The 20,814-nt window shown below is 43.7% G+C and carries 24 protein-coding genes; 10 read left to right on the top strand and 14 right to left on the bottom strand.

Annotated features, from left to right (window positions below):
- Positions 1-52: 52 nt before the first annotated feature.
- The 5 genes from IRQ95_RS00845 to IRQ95_RS00825 form a co-directional block, all read right to left on the bottom strand.
- Positions 53-277, bottom strand: coding sequence for a hypothetical protein (locus IRQ95_RS00845; RefSeq protein WP_194435125.1), 225 nt, complete (start codon positions 275-277; stop codon positions 53-55).
- Between the two features lie 204 nt (positions 278-481).
- Positions 482-1,336, bottom strand: a complete 855-nt coding sequence (locus tag IRQ95_RS00840; RefSeq protein ID WP_348541573.1) for an amino acid ABC transporter permease — start codon at positions 1,334-1,336, stop codon at positions 482-484.
- Between the two features lie 113 nt (positions 1,337-1,449).
- Entirely contained in the window at positions 1,450-2,271 is an 822-nt protein-coding gene (locus IRQ95_RS00835; protein ID WP_194435123.1) for a transporter substrate-binding domain-containing protein, read from the bottom strand.
- Positions 2,272-2,281: 10 nt separating this feature from the next.
- Positions 2,282-3,079: an amino acid ABC transporter permease gene (locus IRQ95_RS00830; RefSeq protein WP_194435122.1), complete on the bottom strand. Its 798-nt coding sequence runs from the start codon at positions 3,077-3,079 to the stop codon at positions 2,282-2,284.
- On the bottom strand, positions 3,079-3,813 hold the full coding sequence (locus IRQ95_RS00825) for an amino acid ABC transporter ATP-binding protein (protein WP_228481037.1): 735 nt from the start codon (positions 3,811-3,813) through the stop codon (positions 3,079-3,081). Before IRQ95_RS00825 ends, IRQ95_RS00830 begins: the two co-directional genes overlap by 1 nt.
- A gap of 318 nt (positions 3,814-4,131) precedes the next feature.
- On the opposite strand from IRQ95_RS00825, the gene IRQ95_RS00820 reads away from it, so the two are divergent.
- The 7 genes from IRQ95_RS00820 (at position 4,132) to agp (ending at position 10,744) form a co-directional block, all read left to right on the top strand.
- Positions 4,132-5,748, top strand: a complete 1,617-nt coding sequence (locus IRQ95_RS00820) for an ATP-binding protein (protein ID WP_194435121.1) — start codon at positions 4,132-4,134, stop codon at positions 5,746-5,748.
- Positions 5,745-6,434 (top strand): response regulator, encoded by a 690-nt coding sequence (locus IRQ95_RS00815; RefSeq protein ID WP_194435120.1) that lies wholly within the window; start codon positions 5,745-5,747, stop codon positions 6,432-6,434. Before IRQ95_RS00820 ends, IRQ95_RS00815 begins: the two co-directional genes overlap by 4 nt.
- A 101-nt stretch (positions 6,435-6,535) precedes the next feature.
- Entirely contained in the window at positions 6,536-7,189 is a 654-nt protein-coding gene (locus tag IRQ95_RS00810) for a DUF2726 domain-containing protein (RefSeq protein ID WP_194435119.1), read from the top strand.
- Between the two features lie 76 nt (positions 7,190-7,265).
- Complete coding sequence (locus tag IRQ95_RS00805; RefSeq protein WP_194435118.1) at positions 7,266-7,613, top strand: RidA family protein; 348 nt, start codon at positions 7,266-7,268, stop codon at positions 7,611-7,613.
- A gap of 267 nt (positions 7,614-7,880) precedes the next feature.
- The gene (locus IRQ95_RS00800) at positions 7,881-8,129 is read left to right on the top strand and encodes a DUF6482 family protein (RefSeq protein WP_075649842.1); all 249 of its coding nucleotides are present in this window, start codon (positions 7,881-7,883) and stop codon (positions 8,127-8,129) included.
- Positions 8,130-8,478: 349 nt separating this feature from the next.
- Entirely contained in the window at positions 8,479-8,895 is a 417-nt protein-coding gene (locus tag IRQ95_RS00795) for a VOC family protein (protein ID WP_194435117.1), read from the top strand.
- Between the two features lie 586 nt (positions 8,896-9,481).
- Complete coding sequence (gene agp, locus IRQ95_RS00790) at positions 9,482-10,744, top strand: bifunctional glucose-1-phosphatase/inositol phosphatase (RefSeq protein WP_194435116.1); 1,263 nt, start codon at positions 9,482-9,484, stop codon at positions 10,742-10,744.
- Positions 10,745-10,843: 99 nt separating this feature from the next.
- On the opposite strand, the gene IRQ95_RS00785 is transcribed toward agp, so the two are convergent.
- From IRQ95_RS00785 to IRQ95_RS00775, 3 genes are all read right to left on the bottom strand, one after another.
- Entirely contained in the window at positions 10,844-11,059 is a 216-nt protein-coding gene (locus IRQ95_RS00785; protein ID WP_194435115.1) for a TIGR02450 family Trp-rich protein, read from the bottom strand.
- Positions 11,060-11,236: 177 nt separating this feature from the next.
- Positions 11,237-12,838, bottom strand: a complete 1,602-nt coding sequence (locus IRQ95_RS00780) for a long-chain fatty acid--CoA ligase (RefSeq protein WP_194435114.1) — start codon at positions 12,836-12,838, stop codon at positions 11,237-11,239.
- Positions 12,839-13,132: 294 nt separating this feature from the next.
- Complete coding sequence (locus IRQ95_RS00775; protein WP_194435113.1) at positions 13,133-14,173, bottom strand: GGDEF domain-containing protein; 1,041 nt, start codon at positions 14,171-14,173, stop codon at positions 13,133-13,135.
- Positions 14,174-14,649: 476 nt separating this feature from the next.
- On the opposite strand from IRQ95_RS00775, the gene IRQ95_RS00770 reads away from it, so the two are divergent.
- Entirely contained in the window at positions 14,650-15,570 is a 921-nt protein-coding gene (locus tag IRQ95_RS00770; protein ID WP_194435112.1) for an ROK family protein, read from the top strand.
- Positions 15,571-15,668: 98 nt separating this feature from the next.
- The gene (locus tag IRQ95_RS00765; protein WP_194435111.1) at positions 15,669-16,535 is read left to right on the top strand and encodes a pirin family protein; all 867 of its coding nucleotides are present in this window, start codon (positions 15,669-15,671) and stop codon (positions 16,533-16,535) included.
- 68 nt (positions 16,536-16,603) lie between these two features.
- On the opposite strand, the gene IRQ95_RS00760 is transcribed toward IRQ95_RS00765, so the two are convergent.
- Complete coding sequence (locus IRQ95_RS00760; RefSeq protein WP_075649835.1) at positions 16,604-16,852, bottom strand: DUF3297 family protein; 249 nt, start codon at positions 16,850-16,852, stop codon at positions 16,604-16,606.
- 124 nt (positions 16,853-16,976) lie between these two features.
- Positions 16,977-17,141: a sugar-binding domain-containing protein gene (locus tag IRQ95_RS00755; RefSeq protein WP_348541572.1), complete on the bottom strand. Its 165-nt coding sequence runs from the start codon at positions 17,139-17,141 to the stop codon at positions 16,977-16,979.
- Between the two features lie 275 nt (positions 17,142-17,416).
- Between IRQ95_RS00755 and IRQ95_RS22270 the strand changes: the two genes are divergently transcribed.
- Entirely contained in the window at positions 17,417-17,548 is a 132-nt protein-coding gene (locus IRQ95_RS22270; RefSeq protein WP_260338217.1) for a hypothetical protein, read from the top strand.
- Between the two features lie 107 nt (positions 17,549-17,655).
- Here IRQ95_RS22270 and artM read toward each other — a convergent pair whose 3' ends face one another.
- The 4 genes from artM to artP form a co-directional block, all read right to left on the bottom strand.
- Positions 17,656-18,324, bottom strand: a complete 669-nt coding sequence (artM, locus tag IRQ95_RS00750) for an arginine ABC transporter permease ArtM (RefSeq protein ID WP_075649833.1) — start codon at positions 18,322-18,324, stop codon at positions 17,656-17,658.
- Positions 18,321-19,010, bottom strand: a complete 690-nt coding sequence (gene artQ / locus IRQ95_RS00745; protein WP_075649832.1) for an arginine ABC transporter permease ArtQ — start codon at positions 19,008-19,010, stop codon at positions 18,321-18,323. The genes artM and artQ overlap by 4 nt, the downstream gene beginning before the upstream one ends.
- Before the next feature lies 1 nt (position 19,011).
- Positions 19,012-19,746, bottom strand: a complete 735-nt coding sequence (locus tag IRQ95_RS00740; protein WP_194435110.1) for a lysine/arginine/ornithine ABC transporter substrate-binding protein — start codon at positions 19,744-19,746, stop codon at positions 19,012-19,014.
- 71 nt (positions 19,747-19,817) lie between these two features.
- Entirely contained in the window at positions 19,818-20,546 is a 729-nt protein-coding gene (gene artP, locus IRQ95_RS00735) for an arginine ABC transporter ATP-binding protein ArtP (protein WP_284438294.1), read from the bottom strand.
- Between the last annotated feature and the right edge of the window lie 268 nt (positions 20,547-20,814).

The following is a 20,814-nucleotide window of genomic DNA, read 5'->3' as shown; positions in this document are numbered from 1 at the left end:
ATATCAATAGAAAAAGGAGCTGAATAGCTCCTTTTTTATCAACCGGATGACGCTACTTATTGGCTTGACAGACAAATTCTGCCCGCCAGAACAGTGTCGTGTCGGTTTGAACAGAGGTTAGCAGATCTTCACCCGACATTTGTGGAAATGCGTGTCGTACGCAGGCATCTTCTAATACCTCGGTTTTAGAGTAAGCGCGCACATGAGTAAAGGTGCTTGAAAGGTTTTTAGACAGCAAATTCTTTGATAAACAAATACCATAAACATCCCGTTTCATGGCTAATCCCCTAGACGTTGAGCGTCATTGTAATGGTTTTAATCTGACGCAGGTGTTGGCAACTACACTTCTCCAGATCATCTTAATTATACGAACAGAGTTGTGATGTTGCTTGATTTTTAACCGCTATTTCCTGTGGGATAGATCAAAGAATTGAACGTTTTTTGTTCGCTAAAATGGTCATTCTCACGGCATAAGAAAATATCAGCGTGATTGATGGCGTTTTTCCAATTGACGGAAAAAAGTCGAAAGACCAAAGCAAAGTATAAAGTAGGCAAAACCGACGATAAGCCAGATTTCGAAAATGTAGCCTGACGAATTAGCGATCTCTGTGCCAACAAAGGTCATCTCTTGAATAGAAATTAGTGAGACAATCGAAGTGTCTTTTACCAAAGAGATCGTTTGGCCTGCCAGAGCTGGAGTGATGGCTTTGAGTACCTGCGGCGCAATGACGAAGCGATATTTAACCCAACTAGACATACCTAATGAGTCAGCCGCTTCCCATTGCCCTTTATCAATGCTTTCAAGCCCGGAACGGACCACTTCGGCAACATAAGCGGAAGAGAGTAATCCAACGCACAAGACGCCAGAGAGTAGGTTTTCCCAAAGATTGGCAGGACCGAAAAAGAACGCCTGAACTGCGCTCGTTTCACTTGGGTAATTACGCAGAAGATCTTCCAAACCAAGCAAAGGGATTAATTGATTAGAGACGAAAAAGTAAAAGATAAAGACAAAGACTAAAGGCGGAATATTACGCACCAGTTGAATAAATGCGTTGGCGGGTTTGTTTAGCCAAGATGATGTGGAGAACTTAGCGAGCCCCAAGAGAGTACCGACGATTAGGGCGAAAGCGATACCCCAAGCACTTAAACGAATCGTGGCAATAAAACCTTGAAAGAAATAGGGTAGACTGCCGTCAGCGCGCGGGGTAAAAAGTAGTGAGAGAGCCTCTTGCCAATGCCAGCTATAATTCACTCCTACCGACGAGCGGTAGTAGAGCCAAGCGCCAAAGGCGATAGACACGATAATCAAACCGATATCTAACCTATTTAAGCGGATGCGCTTTTTCAACGTTGGCTTAGTTGCTGTTACGCCCTGAGTGGAAGAGTGCTCTGTCACTATTTGTTCCTACAAAATTGTTCCGAATAAAATCAGGTTTATTCAGTTTACTATTATTGACCTTGCGCGACTTGGTTTTGCCAATCTAGTGTTGAGAACCAGTACTCGTAACGCTCTTTTAGCCAGCCATCTTGAGTGCGCTTTTCAATCCAAGCGTTAAAGAAGTCTTTCTTGTCTTCTTCATCAAGGCGAACCGCAAACGCTTCGTTACCTTGTGATAGACGCTCATCAAACGGCAGGAATAGCTTATCTGCATGCTTGATGGATTCATGCTCAGGTTTCGGGCTTGATGCGATAACCGCGTGAGCGTTGCCGTTTAGTACTTCTTGGAACGCTTGTGATTCATCATCAAATTGAAGGATCTTCGCTTTCGGGAAAGTCTCACGGGCGATTTGCACGGTGTAAGCACCGCGACGTGCTGCAATTTTGATGCGGCGTGAGTCAAAGTCAGAGAACTTGGTAAAACCCTCAGCAAGTTCTTTGCTCGCGGCAATTTGAACACCTGAGTGAGAGTAAGGCGTCGAGAAGAGCACGCTCTTTGAACGCTCTGGCGTTACCGACATACCGCCGATAATGACATCGAATTTTTTCGCCAGTAGGGCGGGAATAATGCCATCCCACGCGGTTGGGACAAATTCCACTTTCCAGCCTGAATCAGCGGCAAGTTGTTTGGCTACGTCAATTTCAAAGCCAATCAGTTCACCTTGTTTGTCACGCATGGCCCAAGGAACGAACGTCGACATACCAACACGCAGCGTGCCACGTTCGTTAATCGTGTCGAGATTTGGGGTTGTGCTATCAGCGGCTTTAGCAAAGGACGGAAGTGCAAGCGCAAGTCCTAGTAGTGCCGTTATAGATGCTTTGAATAACTTCATGGTTATCTCCTTATAATTTGCGCCAACTGGCTCCTAATTTATGCTCCAACCACGCGGACAGAGCAGAAAGTGATAAGGTTAAAACGAGGTATATCGCGGCTACCGTGAACCAAATTTCAAATGGCATTGCGGTTTCTGACACGATGTTACGTGCCTCGGTGGTAAGGTCGAATATCGCCATCACACTGACGATAGAAGAGTTCTTAATTAAAGAGACCACTTCGTTGGTCAGTGGTGGCAGCGTGCGTTGGATTACTTGCGGCAAGATGACATCTTTATAAGCGTACCAAGGAGAGAGCCCTAAGGTTTTTGCCGCCTCAAATTGCCCTCGTGGGATACTTTGTAAGCCACCACGCAGGATCTCTGCGGTATAAGCGCCTTGGAACAGAGCAAGTGCTAAAACGGCAGTAGCAAATCTATCGAGTCCTATTACTGGTCCAAAGACAAAATAGAGTAGGTAGATTTGTACTAAAAGTGGGGTATTACGAATGACTTCAACATAGCTGGTGGCAAGGAAACGACCCACACGGGATTCGCTCATTCTAAGAATGGCTGTGAGTAAGCCAAACAATAAAGTAAAGAGTAGGGCGAGTGCTGATATTTGGATTGTAATCAGTAAACCTTCAATCAGCTCTGCCGGCCACCACTCGCCATCTTCATAAAAGGCGATAAAGTCGGGTACGCGATGCCATTGCCACTGATAATCCATCGCTTTAGCACCAGAATCCAATAGCCAGACAATCGCGACGATCATCACCGCAATTTGAAGTATGGCTTGTAGGACGGGCTTAACAATTCGATAGATCATTAATAGCTCAATATTTGGTTTAAAAATGCTTGGGTACGTTTATGTTGCGGCGCTGAAAATAGACTATTTGGCTCGCCGATTTCGACAATCTCGCCTTCGTCCATAAAGACTACGCGATTGGCTACCTTCTTAGCGAAACCCATTTCATGGGTGACACACACCATTGTCATGCCAGTTTGTGCTAGTTCTACCATGACATCTAACACTTCATTGATCATTTCAGGGTCAAGTGCTGACGTTGGCTCATCAAACAGTAAAACATCAGGTTCCATACAGAGTGAACGAGCGATCGCGACACGTTGCTGCTGCCCGCCAGAGAGCTGAATTGGGTATTTGTGGGCTTGTTCGGCAATGTTCACGCGCTCTAGATATTTCATTGCGCGTAGTTCTGCCTCTTGCTTAGAAAGCTTAAGCGTGCGCAGTGGCGCAAGGGTTAAGTTTTCCAATACCGTTAAGTGAGGAAAGAGATGAAAGTGCTGGAATACCATCCCCACTTTACCGGGCTGGACTTGTTTACTGCCCACGGGGTGCTCAAACACACTTAGCGAACCTTGCTGAAACTGTTCCAGATGGTTGATGCAACGGATTAGAGTCGATTTACCTGAGCCCGATGGCCCACATATGACGAGGATTTCTCCAGTTTTGACCGAGAGATTGATGTTTTTAAGCGCGTGGAACTCACCGTACCACTTATTCAGCTCGTGAAACTCTATTATGGAATTTTTGTCTTTCAAGGCTGCTTAGTATTGTTATTGTTTTGGATACAATAACAACTAATCGAACTCTTTGCACATGATTAACCAAAACTCTCGAAATAAGTGAGGTTTTTGTAACGCTTTTGCTGTTTTTATCAACAATTTCAGCAAAGTAAGCTATAACAAGTGAAAAACAGACTATCCTGATTGACTAACTTATCGCCGAATAGTGACACTTATTGATAGATGAAACACAAAATTGCGCGCCAGTTAGCGCACTTGTTGTTAACTGCCTGTTAATCTATAGCTAAACGGATTTATTTGTAGATGGCTTGTTAGCTTAATTAGGGAAATTGAATGAACTGGAGTGGTATGAGTTTTCGCAGGCGTATGCTTGTGATCATGACTTTATCAGGCATGATTGAACTGCTGGTGCTAGTTGCGGCAGGGTTTCTCTATATTAAACACTCTCAAGAGCAAGAGATGGGCCTTAAAGCGATGGGCGTGGCGTCTTTTCTTGCTCAATCTCCTGAAGTCATCCAGATTGTTCGCCAAGGTGGGACGGTTGATCAAGATAAGTATCGCGATCTTAGCCAGCTAATCGGTGCCGCGTTTATTGTTATTGGTGATAAGCAAGGGATTCGTTTGGTGCATCCTGTAGACTCGCGCATCGGCAAGCCAATGAAAGGGGGAGACAATAACCGTGCATTGGTTAAAGGTGAATCCTATGTCTCCTTTGCTGAAGGCTCGCTTGGTCACTCTGTACGAGGCAAAACCGCAATCTTTGACAGCCAAGGCAAGATTATTGGCGTGGTGTCAGTAGGGTATTTGATTGATCGTTTACAAGACCGAATTGAGCCCTATTTGGCGTACTTACTTGCGATGACGCTGATGGTACTGGCGGCCAACGCGATTGTTTCAAACTACGCTGCGCGACGGTTTCAAAAAGCGATTCTTGGTTTTGAGCCAGAAGAGATTGCCCGTTTATACGTCGAGCTTGATGTTACCTTAGCGACCTTAAAAGAGGGCATCATTGGTATCGACTCACAGGGAAGGGTGCGTTCGCTTAATAAGAGCGCTTGTCAAATTCTTGGATTGGAAAGAGAGTTGTGTCTTAACCGCCCACTGCGACAAGTATTGCCGGACAGCGAATTGCACAATTTGTTGACCAACCCTCGTATCGACAAAGACATCAACGTCTATTTAAACGGTCAAAGGCTGATTGCTAACCGCAGCGCAATCGTGGTTGATGATGAAGTGGTCGGCGCGGTAACGAGTTTTCGTTTAAGAGATGAACTCACCGAGCTCACCGAGCAGTTATCAAAAACCAAAGAGTATGCGGAGATGCTGCGCTCACAGACCCACGAGCATCGCAACAAGCTGAGTACGATCAGTGGCATGGTACAGATGGGCGAATTAGAAGCGGTGCAAACCTTTATTGGCCAAGAAACCGCGCATTACCAAAGCTTGATGGAAAATTTGCGAGAAACCATTAATGAACCGCTCATTGCTGGTTTGTTATTGGGGAAAACTGAACGTGCACGAGAGCTAGGATTAAATCTTGAATTAGAAGATGGATCGCGTTTGTCGTTTCTCCCAGACAAGATTAACGCTGAAGATGTGGTGACTATTCTCGGCAATATGATTGATAACGCGTTTGATTCGATTCGTACGGCAATAGAGCATGAAGGCCTCATTGATCCGCAACGTCGTCAAATTGATGTGTCACTTACGGACTTCGGCAACGAAATTATTCTTGAAGTTAGCGATCAGGGTGTCGGTTTACCGCAAAATATCGAAATAGAGCAATTGGTTGAAATGGGGGTGTCAAGTAAAGCAAAAGAAGGTCGCGGGGTTGGCCTTTACCTCATTCAACAGTTGGTCGCCCGCTACGAAGGGCAGATTGAAATGATTGATAACGATGACTCAGGAGCAAGAGTCACGGTGTATTTACCAAAGGATGAAAATAAATGACTGCTGTAGTCGATGTCATGATCATCGAAGATGATTTAAAAATAGCTCAGCTTCATCAACGTTATATTGAGCAGCTAGATGGTTATCAAGTGGTGGGTATCGCTACCACGCAAGCCGATGCATTATTGCAGATCGAGATCTTAAGGCCTCATTTGGTGATATTGGATGTGTTTTTGCCGGATGGCAGTGGTCTGGACATCTTGGCCTCGATTCGAAGTGAAAAGAATAGTTGCGATGTCATTCTGGTCACTGCTGCACGTGATGTCGATACATTGCAACAAGCGATGCGTGGCGGGGTGGTCGACTATCTGCTTAAGCCGGTTATCTTTACGCGTTTAGAAATGGCGCTGAAAAAGTACCAAGAGCAAAAACTACAACTCAATAATCTCAGTGATGTAGACCAAGGTTTAGTGGATAAGATGCTCCAGTCTCACGCCGCTGAAGCGCCCAAAATGCGCTTGCCCAAAGGCATTGATAGTGTGACTTTAGATAAGATTCGTGCACTGTTTAGTCAGGCGATAAGTCTTACTGCAGAAGATGCAGGCGCCCAGATAGGGGCGAGTCGTACAACAGCAAGGCGCTATTTAGAGTATTTGATTAGTACTGGTGAGCTGGTGGCGGACTTACATTACGGCACTGTCGGTCGACCGGAACGTACTTATAAACGCGCGGTGGTGGGGCGTTAAGTCGGCTCACATCAGAGCGACTTATTGATAACTCTTTGTTGAAAAACAGTTTGCGGGTAATATTAATCCATTAGTTTGAAATTTAAGGTGTGTGTTTCGCAATGGAATACGTTGCAATTTTAGTCATTATATTTGTGGCATTTTATTTTTTTGTTCACCAGCGCTATCTAAAACAAGATACGCTGAAAGACAGTGCGTACAAGAAGAAAGGCCCGTTACTCAATAGTAAAGAGTCAGCTTTCTACAATGCCTTGATGGCCGCGGTTGGTCAGCAAGGGGTAGTGATGTCGAAAGTGACTATGACTAAAGTGATTACACCGAAAACCACAGATAAAAAGCCATGGTTTATTGCTAATAACCGTATTGCAAAAAGCCACTTTGATTTTGTCGTCTGCGACCCACGAAGCCTAGAAGTACGTGTTGCAATTGAGCTGGATGATGGTACGCCATTAAATAAAGGCAAAGTTGAACGGCAAAAACTGCTAATGCATGTGTGCAAATCAGCAGGTATCCCACTAATTGGCACGACCGTTAAACACAGCTACCAAGTGGGTAAATTGCGCCGCTTGCTTGCTGCGCATATCGACCTCATTGAAGCTGACAAAGAAGTCCGTTTTTGTAAACGTTGCGGCAGCCCAATGAACATCAAAACCGCCGCACAAGGGGATTACAAAGGTCGCCGTTTCTTCACGTGCAGTCGCCAACCGCACTGCACCTACACAGAAAATTACAACGTGGTGTTTGACGAAGAGTAGCCTTCTGTTACATGAGGTGGCTATCATTAGCAAACACGTCGATGTTTTGTGTTGTCGACAGTGCTAGGAAAAGAAAATGATAGAAAGGAAGCGCGGCATTTATCAAGGCCGAAATAAATCATCTGCATACAAAGATTTGGTATGGACTGTAGCGACCGCTTCAGACACGACATTAGACATTGTTGGCCAAACGAAACTGACGTTAAAAACGATAGAGCAAAACCTTGTTGAGTTGGGGTCGAATAAAACCCGCATTGTTAGTGCACAGGTTTTTATCGCTAACATGCAAGATAAACCCGAGATGGATAAATTGTGGTGCGAGTGGCTAGGTAAGGATTCAGAACATTGGCCTCAACGCGCGTGCCTTGGTGTTACATTAGAAGGTGATGTACTTATCGAGGTTACAGTAACAGCAGTAAGATAAGCGACGAATAAATGCGCTGTTATCGCGTTCCTGCGTCATCGACATGACAGGCTTAATAAGCTCCTAAGTTTTAGATATACGCGCCCAAGTGCTTTATTTGGTTACTCATATGCTGACACAATAACCAAATAACATTCATTGCTTTAATATTATTATCTTTGCAACAGCTCCGCTAACATCTTCAATGTTTGACCCCAAACTCATTTTAACTTCGTACTAACCCTTATTCGGCTGACTTAGCCTTTAAAACAAATAAGGAAACTTAGTATGAATTTAGAACTCGAGTTAATTGAAGGCGGTAATTATTTGGCAGTAGAAATTGATGGAGAGTCGAGAAGAGTATTACGTGCAGCTGATGACTCCTTCATCAAATTCCAAAGTCTGGCACAAGCTAGGAGTTCACTTGCAGAGAGGAACTATGCATCCATCGGTGTTGTGCAGCGCAATCTTTACGACGAAATGTGTGGTGAAACAGTGTCTACTGAAACTAATACCACTTTGCTCGACTGGTCGTAGCGTGGAATCGGTATAAATTAACGAATGCACGATCTATCGTTAATTGTGATGTATAGAAACAAATTGAATCACTATTAACGATGGTTATAAAAAGCTAAGAGCAATACGAATCGTTTCTAAAGTAGACGTTTCATGGTTTGCCTCTTGCTCCTTGCCTTTCGTCAGCCCGTGGATCCACGACTCCAAACCTATTCATATTGGTGTCTGTTTGATACTCTAGTCAGTATCTTAGATTGGGCAGGTGATTGATTGAGTTGCTATTAATTGTCTAGCCAACCGTGTCGAAGTTGAGGTGTTTTGAGGTTTGTTGATTTATCGAGACCGCTTTAACTTTTGTCTAAGGAATAATATGAAACAGAACATTGTGCATATCGCTCTGGTTGTTAGAGACTATGACGAAGCAATCGATTTTTACGTAAACAAACTGCAGTTTGAACTTATTGAAGATACCTATCAGCCAGAGCAAGACAAACGTTGGGTTGTCGTTGCCCCGCCAAATTCTCATGGTGTTACGTTGTTGCTTGCGAAAGCCTCCAAGCCTGAGCAACATGATTTCATTGGAAACCAATCAGGTGGCCGAGTGTTTCTATTTTTGAACACGGATGATTTTTGGCGTGATTTCGAACGAATGAAATCAATGGGTATAAATTTTGTCCGTGAGCCAGCTAAACAAGACTATGGAACTGTCGCGGTCTTTGAAGATCTGTATGGAAACTTATGGGATCTTTTACAACTAAACCCTGACCATCCAATGTATTCAAGATAGTACGTCGGCTATCTAAGTAGACTCGAAATACACGGCATTTTTGGTCTACTTAAATCTTTTTCCGATTAAAAGAGTGAACGTCGGGAACAATTTCATAATCTCGTTTACTACTCTAGATGATGGTTCGACCATTTCAGCACAGCACAACATTTACAGAAATACTGTCAGTCGCTTGGTAAATTTTCCCTCTTCAAACAGGCGATTATTCTCGTGTCAGTCATTTTTGTGACATCGCACAAGGTGTAGTGTGAAATACTTGTCAGTAAAACGCCTTCACTATGTCTTTCACTTTTTTCCATGATTTTCACCAAAATGAAAGCTTTTCGTGCGGTTTTGGGTGTTATTTGAGCATCGGAAGTGTTTCACATTATTTGAAGTGAAAGGTTTTTTGCCACTCTTTTGGCATCGAGTTAACTGTGATCTAAGTTGAATTTTTTCGTCTGTCTGGATGTTTGAATAAAAAGCAAATAAAGCAAGCTCTATCGCATTTTAATTGAAACCAAATGTAACACTGGCGTGAATGTTTGATTTTAAAAGGGTGTGGTAGAGGCGTGTTATTCAATTATCCACCAGATGGGAACACATTATGAAATTCAACAAAGTCGCGCTTGGTACTTTACTTGCTCTCTGTTCAACCGCAGTAATGGCACAAAGTGCTGGCAACAATAACCCAGCACCTGAAGGTTACACATTAGAACAGGTGGTGCTAGTCAGCCGTCACGGGCTGCGCGCACCACTAGCAACGGGTGACAGCACACTGGGTAAATCCAGTGCGTATGCTTTCCCTGCTTGGGAAACTAAAGGCAGTTGGTTAACACCAAAAGGGCAGGTGCTCGAGGCCTATTTTGGTCATTACATTAAAGATTGGTTGGTTCAAAACGGGTTGTTTGAGAAGAATGTTTGTCCAAAAGCAGAACAGGTAACGGTTTACACCAATAGTAAGCAACGTACCATCGCCACTGGTGAGTTTTTTGCCGCAGGCGCTTTCCCTGGTTGTAACTTGCCAGTAGAGAATCGAGAAGCACTAGATACCATGGACTATACATTTAGCCCGGTAATTCGTGATGGTTCAGAAGCGTTTCAAAAGGCTGGCTTAAAAGCGATGGAAGAAGAAGCGAGCCCAACGGGTATCGCTGGCATGAACAAAGAGCTTAAGCCTGCCTATGAACTGTTAAACAAAATCGTTGATTATAAAGATTCGAAAGCGTGTAAAGAGACGGGTATCTGTGATATATCAAAAATACCAACGACATTGTCATTTAACAAAGACAAAGAGCCGGGTATTAATGGCCCACTGCGTTTAGGTACCATTATCTCTGATGCGTTTATTTTACAGTATTATGATGGTTACCCTATGGATGACGTTGCGTGGGGTAAAATCAAAAATAACAAAGAATGGTTAGAGCTTGCGCAAATCAAAGATAAATATGGAGAGGTGCTGTTTGGTGCTCCTTTAGTAGCTAAACATGTTGCTAAGCCGCTGCTGGATTATGTTGATAAAACCATGAAAACCGGCAGTGATGAAGAGCTAACCGTATTAGTCGGCCATGACTCTAACGTTGTTTCACTCTTGTCAGCATTAAACGTTAAACCTTATGTTTTACCAGATACTTTCGAGAATACGCCAATTGGCGGCAAGATCGCCATTGAACGCTGGCAAAGCCCTAAAGGCAAAGAGTTAGTAAGACTAGAATATATTTACCAAACGAGTGACCAAATTCGCAATTTGGTACCACTGAACCTAGAAACGCCGGCTCAGCATGTCACGTTGGAAATGTCGGATTGCCCAACTGACAAAAATGGTTTCTGCTCATTTGAAACATTCAAACAAAAACTCGCTCAGTTTTAATATGACTTAGCTGGAAAGAGAGCCTTGGATTGGCTCTCTTTTCATCTTTGGAAATTGCTTAACACTACGGAACAGCGAACTAACGCCATCGCTTGAAATTTAACACCATCCTTGAAGCCAATTTTCTTGGTTTTTGAGATCGCGCCAATCTATCGAGTACTCTTTCTTCGACATGATCGCTTCAAGAACGCAAGCCACGACAAGTTGTTCTTCGTTAAACTCGACTTTAGAAATAATGAAGTGCTTTTCTTTGTTATTTGGCTTTCTTGCTGTCCACTTGCTGTGGAGCAATTTTTTAGGATTTATCTGATGCATCGAATCTTAAGTTTTTGTTTGCCATACGTTGCTTTACGTGAAGACGAAGATAAAGTTCAGCCAACGACGAAATTCCACAACTTGATGATTAATGACAATAGATAATAAAAAGCAGCCCTTAAAGAGCTGCTTGATTTTTTGAGGAGGGGACGGGAAGAAAAAGTACAAAGAACCCGATTATAGGTGTAGTCTGCGCAGTTCTTTCTTATCTACTTTTCCTACGCTGGTTTTAGCAATTTCGTCGACAAACTTCACTTTTAGAAGTAGTGCTTCTCGGGCAAGGATCCCCTTGTTGATAAAGTCTTTGGCAAAGCTTAGCAATTCTTTCTCTGCTAACTGAACCTCTGGTTTTAGTGCGACCAGAGCCAATGGTATTTCACCCCACTTGTTGTGCGGCATACCGATCACGGCCACTTCTGATACTGCTTTATGCTGGTGGATGATGTCTTCAAGCTCTAATGAGCTAACCCATTCACCGGAAATCTTAATCATATCTTTCACACGGTCAGTGATCTTGATAAAACCCTCACCATCGATAGTCGCCACATCACCAGTATGCAGATAGCCGCCACGCCATAGCGCTTTGGAATTCTTGTTGTCTTTGTAGTAGTTCGGCGTCAGCCATGGCGCTCGCACGACAATTTCACCACTGGTTTCGCCATCATGCTCAAGCTGATTCATCTCTTCGTCCACGATGTGGGCTTCAACCATTGCTACTTTTTTACCGGTTTTAGAGCGATATTCAGCTTGCTGATCAATATCCAATTCCAAATGTTCTGGACTTAACTGGACAATAGATAGGATAGGACCTGTTTCACTCATACCGTAACCTGCAAATACGTCAATGCCTCGCTCGAGGGCAGATTTACATAGCGCCTTAGGTAAAGCAGCACCACCGATCACCACTTTCCATTGTGACAAGTCGATGTTTTGAGATTTAGGCGAACTAAGTAGTAGGTGCAGAATTGTTGGCACACAGTGGGAGAAGGTCACTTTCTCTTTATCGATAAGGTTAAGCAAAACATCAGGTATGTATTTACCTGGGTAAACCTGCTTAACACCCAACATGGTTGCCATATATGGTAAGCCCCACGCGTGTACATGGAACATCGGTGTGATTGGCATGTAGATATCGCCTTGGTGCAATCTTCCTTGTACCGCATTGGTACCGAGAGTACTTAAAATACCAAGGGTATGCAGCACAAGCTGGCGGTGGGTGAAGAATACGCCCTTAGGTAAGCCAGTAGTACCTGTGGTATAGAAAGTCGTCGCAACGGTATTTTCATCAAAATCAGGGAAATCAAAATGAGGTTGTTCTTGTTCAAGTAACGCTTCATACTCACAACCTTCACCATCACGTAGAACGACATAGCGTGTTACCGTGTCTACACGGCCTTTGATTTGATCGAGAATTGGCAAAAACTCTTCGTGGATAAGTACGATGTCATCTTCAGCATGGTCAATTGTGTAAAGGATTTGCTCTGGAGATAAACGCACGTTGATCATATGGAGTTTCGCGCCAATCATAGGAATCGCAAAGTAGCACTCTAAATAGCGGTGTGAGTCATAATCCATTACTGCGACGGTGTCACCTTTCTTAACCCCCATGTTGGTCAACGCATTGGCAAACTGCTTTACACGGTTATGAAATGTTTCATAGCTATGGCGGCGATGGTTGGCGTAAACAATTTCTTGTTTTGGGTCAAACGCGACTGGAGAGAAAAGCAGGTTTTTGATCAGTAACTGATAATTGGATGGTTCATTTACGTACTGGTTCATATCTATTCTTCGTTTTCTTTTTTATTTGATAATTGTGTTTACTCATAAGCTCACACGGCACTTTACGAACTAATCGCTCGTATAAGAGTGATATATTCTTTGGTGTACAGCAATTAGGATAGTTTCCAACTGTTAAGCGAGTAAAGTTTTTAATTATTTAAGATCGCAGAAGTGGGGATGCTTGGTCAATGAAACAGGTAATCAGCTCAAGGCCACCATTCGGAGCGAGCTCTAAGCGTTTTATCGAATATTTTTTACAAATGTTGGTTGGGACTTTACTTATTCCGACGGATATTAGAGCGCATCATTCACAGTGGCAGTCGGCCTCGACATCATAACTTGATTGCGTCCGCTCTTTTTCGCGCGATACAACTCTTTATCGGCTTTTTTGAGTACGCTTTCCAATGTGTGAAAATGATGGCATTCATACACACCGATGCTCGCAGTTAAGCGAATCGGGGTTTCTTCGGCGTGAAATTGATGCTCTTCAATCGCCTGACGAATAGCTTCCGCTTTGCTCGTCGCTTGCTTTAGCGGAGTATTGTGAAAAGCAATACAAAACTCTTCGCCGCCAATTCGATAGACAAGGTGCTCATCGCTGAAAGAATCGAGTAATGCCGCTGTTTGTGCCAATACTCTATCGCCAACATCATGCCCATACCTATCATTGACCTTTTTGAAATAGTCGAGATCTAAGATAAGTAGCGACATCGGCAGCTTTTTACTTTCCTGTCGATAACGCTCAAAGTTATGCATTAGAGCATGGCGATTATAGGCACCAGTTAAGGCATCGCGTGATGCCATGTTACCCAACGACGTTTCAGAGCTGATTCGCTTCACTTCCAGTATGTGTGCAGCTGCCCATATGCTGAGGTAGCTTAATACAAAATTAACGATGAGATAGGCATGAGAACTCAGCGGGTTTTCTATTATCTGTACCATCATTAGCGAAATAATAATGGCTAAACCTAATGGGGAAACGAACTTTGCCGAGGTTTTCCCTAGAATTAGGTAGCACATTACCGGGAATAGGTTTGCCCATACATAGACACCATTTTGGATTGGATGGAGAAATACCCCACTCGCAATGGTCAGCATAAATGACCAAACGTAGGTTTTCCGCAACGTTGATGAGGCATTGTCTCGATAAGTCTCATAACAGATATAAGCGGAAAAGAAGCCAAAAATCAGCTCTACAAAAGGGAAAAATGTCGCGCGACCAGTATTGATAGTTAAATAGGCGACGATTAGCGTTGCACCAGACAAAAACATGCTCAGCCAAAATAATACTGCACGCCTGAGGTGTCGAGAGGGATTAAATATGTCGAGATCCATAGTTAGTGCCTCTAGTTACCGTTGGTGAAGCTAAAGATGCAGTCTAGTCGTTTAACAAGCGAACAGTGAGTTTTGTTGTGCGCTTTGAAACTTGCATCATAGGGTTAGGTGGTATGGTAGGGATTTATGAAATAGGGTCAATAGCAATAACAAGCACACTTCACAAAAATGTTATTAATTTGTCGTTGCTTTAATCAAATTGTGTATCTCGAGAGGGTTTTCATTCCGAAAGTGATACAGATGTATTGTATTGCTCGAGTATTTGTGATGAAAAACTGTCTTAGATCATTGATTACTGACTACAAATTCTCATTTGTGAGAGCGATTACCCAGCGTGTTTCGATTGGATTATCTGATAAAACACCAAGAATTAGTGTTGCTATAAAGCGTTGGCTATCAGAATAGAAATTGGGGGGTTGCAACCAACACGCTAATTGAACACAGTAGCTTTAATTAAAACGTTCGTTGCGGTGACTATGTCTTATATAGCTTTGGATTTTGGTGGGAGCCAAGTGAAAGGTGCAGTGATTGAAAAGCACTCCGGAGACAATACTGTTCCCCACATTACCGAGAGATTTTTGATACCTAGTCGAGTCGCTAGTTTCGACGACTGGTTTGCGTTGTTTGACCCCGTTTTTGTTCAATTAAAGCAACGTTATTCCGTTGAAGGAATCGCAATTAGCGCTTGTGGTGCGGTAGATGTCGACCAGGGGCTAGTGTTTGGTGGTAGTTTACTGCGCTATATTTTGGATGTGAATGTCAAAGCACTATTTTCCGAGCGTTATCATTTACCTGTCGAGGTTGAGAACGATGCATGTTGTGCAGCCTTGTGTGAATATCGTTGGGGTCAATTGCGTAACTCCCAAAATTTTTGTTTAGTCGTGATCGGCTCTGGAGTAGGAGGTGCGTTTATCACTGATGGTCAATTAGTGAAAGGGCATCATCTTTATACGGGAGAGTTTGGCTACACCATTTTAGGTTTTGATAACGGTACTCCGCAAATTGTCTCTAATCTTGCGTCGACCCGAGGATTGGTCAATCAGGCTGCGCAAGCATTTGCACTACCCAAGAGTAAGCTTGATGGTAAAAAAGTATTTGAGCGATATCACGCCGGTGATGAAGTCGCAATTGACGTCGTTACTAAGTGGATAGGCCATCTTGCGACGGCATTGTTTAACTTACAATATACGGTCGACCCTGAAGTGATTGTTCTTGGTGGGGCGATTAGCCAACAGCCAGCACTTATCCCTCTACTTAACTCCGAGTTAGAAAAGTACCAGCGAGCGATGCCGTATTGTCACATTATTCCTAATTTAGCAGCAGCGAAGTTTGGTAATGACGCCAATCTCATTGGCGCGGTAGAGCATTTTCGCCGCTATCATATGGTACAGCGATAAGTTGTTCGAATTTATCGAATGACCTGAGCAAATTTACCTGAGTTTGTGGATAACGAAACACGATAGACTGGATGTATACAGTGTAAAGGAGTGACGTTATGAGCAGACATTTAATTGATGTAAACCTGAGAGAAGTTCATAAGATTATTAAATCGACCCCAACATCCGATGGTGATGGAGTAAAAATTCGCCGCGTGGCAGGCTTTAATAATCGCGCTTTTTCGCCGTTTCTGATGGTGGATGAATTGAAGTCTGATGATAAGGCCGATTACGTCGGTGGCTTTCCTCCTCATCCACACCGTGGTATCGAAACGTTGACTTATATGCTGCAAGGGCACTTCCAACACGAAGACCATATGGGGAATGTTGGTCAACTGCGTAGTGGCGGTGCACAGTGGATGGCTGCAGGACGCGGTGTGATACACAGTGAGATGCCAATCATGCAAGGTGGTGAGCTACATGGTGTTCAGATTTGGATTAATCAGCCTGCTCGCGACAAAATGCAGCCAGCGCAATATCACGACTTTCAACCAGAAACGATTGCTGAGGTTGGCTCTGAAGAGAGCGGCTTGGTCCGTATACTGTCCGGCAGTTTGACGATTAACGGTAACCCAATTAGTGGACCGCTACAAAAAACTGGCGTGCCGGCTACGATTGCAGATTGGCGTGCCAATCGCACTCAAACAGTCAGTCTGGGGCTAATTCAAGAACACAATGCGATGTTGTATGTCTATCGAGGTGAGATCGATGTTCGTGGTCAGGCAGTTCAACAGGGACAGATGGCACTGTTAACTCAAGGCGATGCGCTAGAGCTAGTTGCCAAACAAGAGAGTGGGGCGTTGCTGTTTAGTGGAGAACCTATTGATGAGCCAGTCGTGCATTACGGTCCATTTGTGATGAACAGCATGGAAGAGATTAATCAAGCCGTTGAGGACTACAATCAAGGCTTGTTCCACACCTACTAGCGTTTAATTCTAAATTGCAGAGACAAAAAAGCTCGGCATTGCCGAGCTTTTCGTAACTTGTCAGCTAATTATACGTAGTAAGCTTCTACTGTACCTTTTAGCGTGATTAGCATTGGTTGACCACGACGGTCTAGAGCTTTAGGAGAAGCGATTTTGATCCAGCCTTCGCTAACGCAGTATTCTTCAACGTCAGTACGCTCTTTACCGTTAAAACGGATACCGATTTGGTGCTCAAAACACTCAGCCACGAAGAATGGGCTACGTGGGTTGCCTGATAGGTGATCTGGTAGCTCTGGTCTAGCTGTTGTATCGTTCATGTTATTGACCCAGTGTCATTAAAAAGTGCGTCATTGTAGTCAAAGCCCCCATTCCGCTCAAGGTTGAATTGGCACTATCTGATGCTAATGAGCAAAAATAACATCGGATCGTCGAGATCGTCGTTTAATTCGGCAATTCAACGTTAGCCAGATACTCTGCAGTCCCTTCATCAATAATTAAATCAGAGACGTAACCACCTAATATCGCGCCTAACGTGGCGTCATAATTGCGCTCACCACCTGCGAGGAAAATCCTTTTTTCGACTTGACGCAGTTGAGCCAAGCTAATGCTACGCAGATCAATTTCAATACAGGAAATGCAGACAGTAATCGATAAGTTTAAAACCTATGGATTAAAGTTAGAATAGTGCCGGAGAGGCTTTGCGAAAGAATATATTGTAGATCAAGAGCTCAATCTATGAGCTCTTGTTTTATAGCGTCATACTAGTTGATACCACTACTAATGAGATATCTAGCAGTAAATATTCAAAATATCGATTGTCTACGGCAGTTATCAATGGTATTTACTTGTTTAGTTTCTTTACAGACAGCAAGTTGGTAAAAATGGACGTAATGTTAAGTTCTGATTGGGCGGTGAATGTGGCTCAAATCGTGTTTGTTAGCTGGGTAGTTCCATCTATCACCGTGGCAATGCTTTTCGCCATGATTATGTTGTATGTGAAAGTGAAGCGCTAAAAAGAGAATTGATAAAAAGGCGGCAGTTTAAAAACTGCCGCCTTTTTCATGTTTAGTGTCCCGTCGGGAAAGGTATATTTTATTGCCGGACTATAAGCGAACGTTGCTTATGCTGCCTCGAAAGCCAAGGCTTTTCTTTCCAATTGACGAAAGAGTAGCGTCAATACGCCATTAACGACTAGGTAGAACAAGCCCGCAATACCAAATACGGTTAACGTGTCGTAGGTTTGTGCGTTAATGCGTTGTGCATAGCCCATTAAGTCCATGATTGTGATGGTACTGGCGAGTGATGTGCCTTTAAATACTAAGATCACTTCATTCGAGTAAGCCGGTACCGCGCGGCGCAGAGCGTAAGGCAACAGTACTTTTAAACTCTGTGCTTTACTCATGCCTAATGCTTTACATGCCTGCCATTGACCAGTTGGAATGGTGTTAAAAGCACCTTTAAACAGTTGTGTACTGTATGCTGCAGTATTAAGTGCCAGTGCGAACATCGCACAGAACCAAGGTTGGCTTAACCAAGTCCATAGAATACTTTCACGAATCCATTCAAATTGCCCCGGTCCGTAGTAGACAAGGAAAATTTGTACTAACAGTGGAGTCCCTGTAAAGAGGATGATGAGACCACGGCTGAGCCAATGCAACACTGGTGTGCGCATCACCAAAATAACCGTCATCAAAAGAGAAAGTAAGCAGCCAACAAGTAGTGAGGCTACGGTGAGTTGGAAACTGGTTGCCAACCCATCGAGCATTTGCATTAGATGCGCTTGATTCATGCTTTGGCTCCTTTAAGTTCACCCATGCCTTTAATAGCAAATTTGTTGTCGATGATCTTGACCAAATATTGAGTAATCAAAGTGATAACAAGATAAATTGCTGCTGCCGTCGCGTACCAAGTGAATGCCTCATGAGTAGACGCTGACGTTAATTGAGCTTGTTTCAACAAGTCTGTCACACCAATTAGAGAGACTAATGCGGTATCTTTAAGCAATACCAGCCATTGGTTGGTTAGACCCGGAAGGGCATGACGTACCGCTTGGGGTAAGACAATTCTAAAGAAGGTATGAGCGCGTCCCATACCGAGCGCTAATGCCGCTTCTCTTTGTCCTTTATTCACCGCTTTTAGCGCCCCACGAATGGTTTGCGAGGCATATGAAGAGAAGATCAGTGATAGCGCAATAACGCCAGAGATAAACGGGCTTATCTCAATAAACTCACCAGTGATAAGAAACAACACTTGGGTAGAGCCAAAATAGATAAATAGAACCACTAACAGCTCAGGTAAACCACGAACCACGGTGACGAATGCGGTTGTTGGCCACTTGAATGCAACTCGGCGTGACATTTCACCAGTGGCAAAAATGACCGCGAGAACTAGCCCAACAACCAAGCTGGCGCAAGCGAGCTGGATAGTCATCCAGCTTGCCTGAACGAGCGAAAGAGAATAACCCGTTAATGCCATATTAGTTACCGAAGTACTTAGTGTGGATCTGCTGGTAAACGCCGTTGCTTGCCACTTTTTCTAGCGCTTTGTTGAGTTTCTCAACCAGTGCTTGGTTGTCTTTGTTCACAGCAATACCAAAGCCGTTACCAAAGTATTTCGCGTTAGTGATGTTGTCGCCAACGTAAGCAAGTTCACCTTTGTCGCCTTTAAACCATTCAGCTACGACTGCGTTATCACCAAATACTGAGTCGATACGACCGTTTTTCATATCAATAAACGCATCTTGGTAGCTTGAATAAGGAACAGCAGTCACACCTGGCATTTGTTCAATCAGGAAGCTTTGGTGCGTTGAGCCATTTTGAACACCAACACGTTTGCCTTCTAGTGCCGCTTGATCGGCAACTTTACCTTTTAGAGAAACAAATGCTGCCGCGTTATCGTAGTAGGCATTAGAGAACGCCACTTGTTCTAGACGCGCATCAGTAATGTCCATTGCTGAAATTGCCGCGTCGTAACGCTTAAATTTTAGAGCAGGGATCAAGCTATCGAATGCTTGGTTGTGGAAAGTACATTTTGCCTGCATCTCTGTACACAGTGCGTTGGCAAGATCCACGTCGAAGCCTTGGATTTGGTTGCTTTCATCCATGAACTCAAACGGAGGGTAGGTCGCTTCCATCACAAATTTGATCTCATCTTGAGCTAGTGCGTGAGTAGAAATTAAACCGATTAACGAAGCTAGAAGGACTTTTTTCATTGTATTACTCCATAAAATTACAATTGCTGACTCCGTCAATGGGCAGCGAACGTGTGACTAAAACTGAATAATTAGTGTTTAAGGTAATCGGCAAACTGTGTGGTTTGCGGATTGGTAAATACGTCGTGTGTACCGTGTTCTACGATGCGACCTTTCTCAAGGTAAAGGACGTGAGAAGCGATTTTCTTAGCGAAATCGACTTCATGCGTTACGACAACCTGAGTAATGCCAGTGGCACTTAGCTTTTTAATGATCTCGACCACTTGTGTAGTGATCTCTGGATCAAGTGCCGCAGTTGGTTCATCAAATAGCAGCACATCTGGCTTCATCATCAGTGCGCGCGCAATCGCGACACGTTGTTGTTGACCACCAGAAAGTTGTAGCGGCCATGTGTCCGCTTTGTCTGCCAGTTGCAAAGTTGTAAGTATCTCAATTGCTTGGCTTTTGGCTTCATCGGCTGCCATGCCCGACACTTTAACTGGTGCTTCAATAAGGTTTTGCATCACCGTCATGTGCGGCCATAAGTTGTACTGCTGAAATACCATGCCAACTTTACGACGCAATTCCATTTGTTGTTTTTCTGCAATGGGAGCTGCGAAATCAAACTCGTTTTGAGCAATCGACAATTGCCCATTGTCAGCGCTTTCAAGCAGGTTCAGTACTCTGAGTAGAGAGCTTTTGCCTGCGCCACTTGGACCAAGCAGAACCAGGGTTTCACCATTGTTGCATTCGAAGCTTACGTCATGCAGAACTTGGGTCTCGCCGTAAGATTTATTAATTTGCTTTACTTGAATACTCATGCTTAAAAACTGCATTAATTACCATATGGCATTCATACTACCTAAACTGACAAATTATGCAATAAAAATGTATATAAATTTATTTTGTTGAAGTTATGTATAAATAATAATCGGTCGATCAACAGATAACTCTGGCGCTTATACCCAAGTAACCTCAAGGTGCTAGGTTCAGCGAGAATGACTTGGTTTGTAGACAAGGCAATGATTTGAAGATTTAGTGGTTCTAAATCAAAAAGCGTTAACGCAGTATGCGAGGCAAGGCAACTCG

The sequence above is a fragment of the Vibrio fluminensis genome (assembly GCF_015278125.1).
GTDB classification, from domain to species: Bacteria; Pseudomonadota; Gammaproteobacteria; order Enterobacterales; family Vibrionaceae; genus Vibrio; species Vibrio fluminensis.
This window is presented reverse-complemented; position numbering and strand designations above follow the sequence as displayed.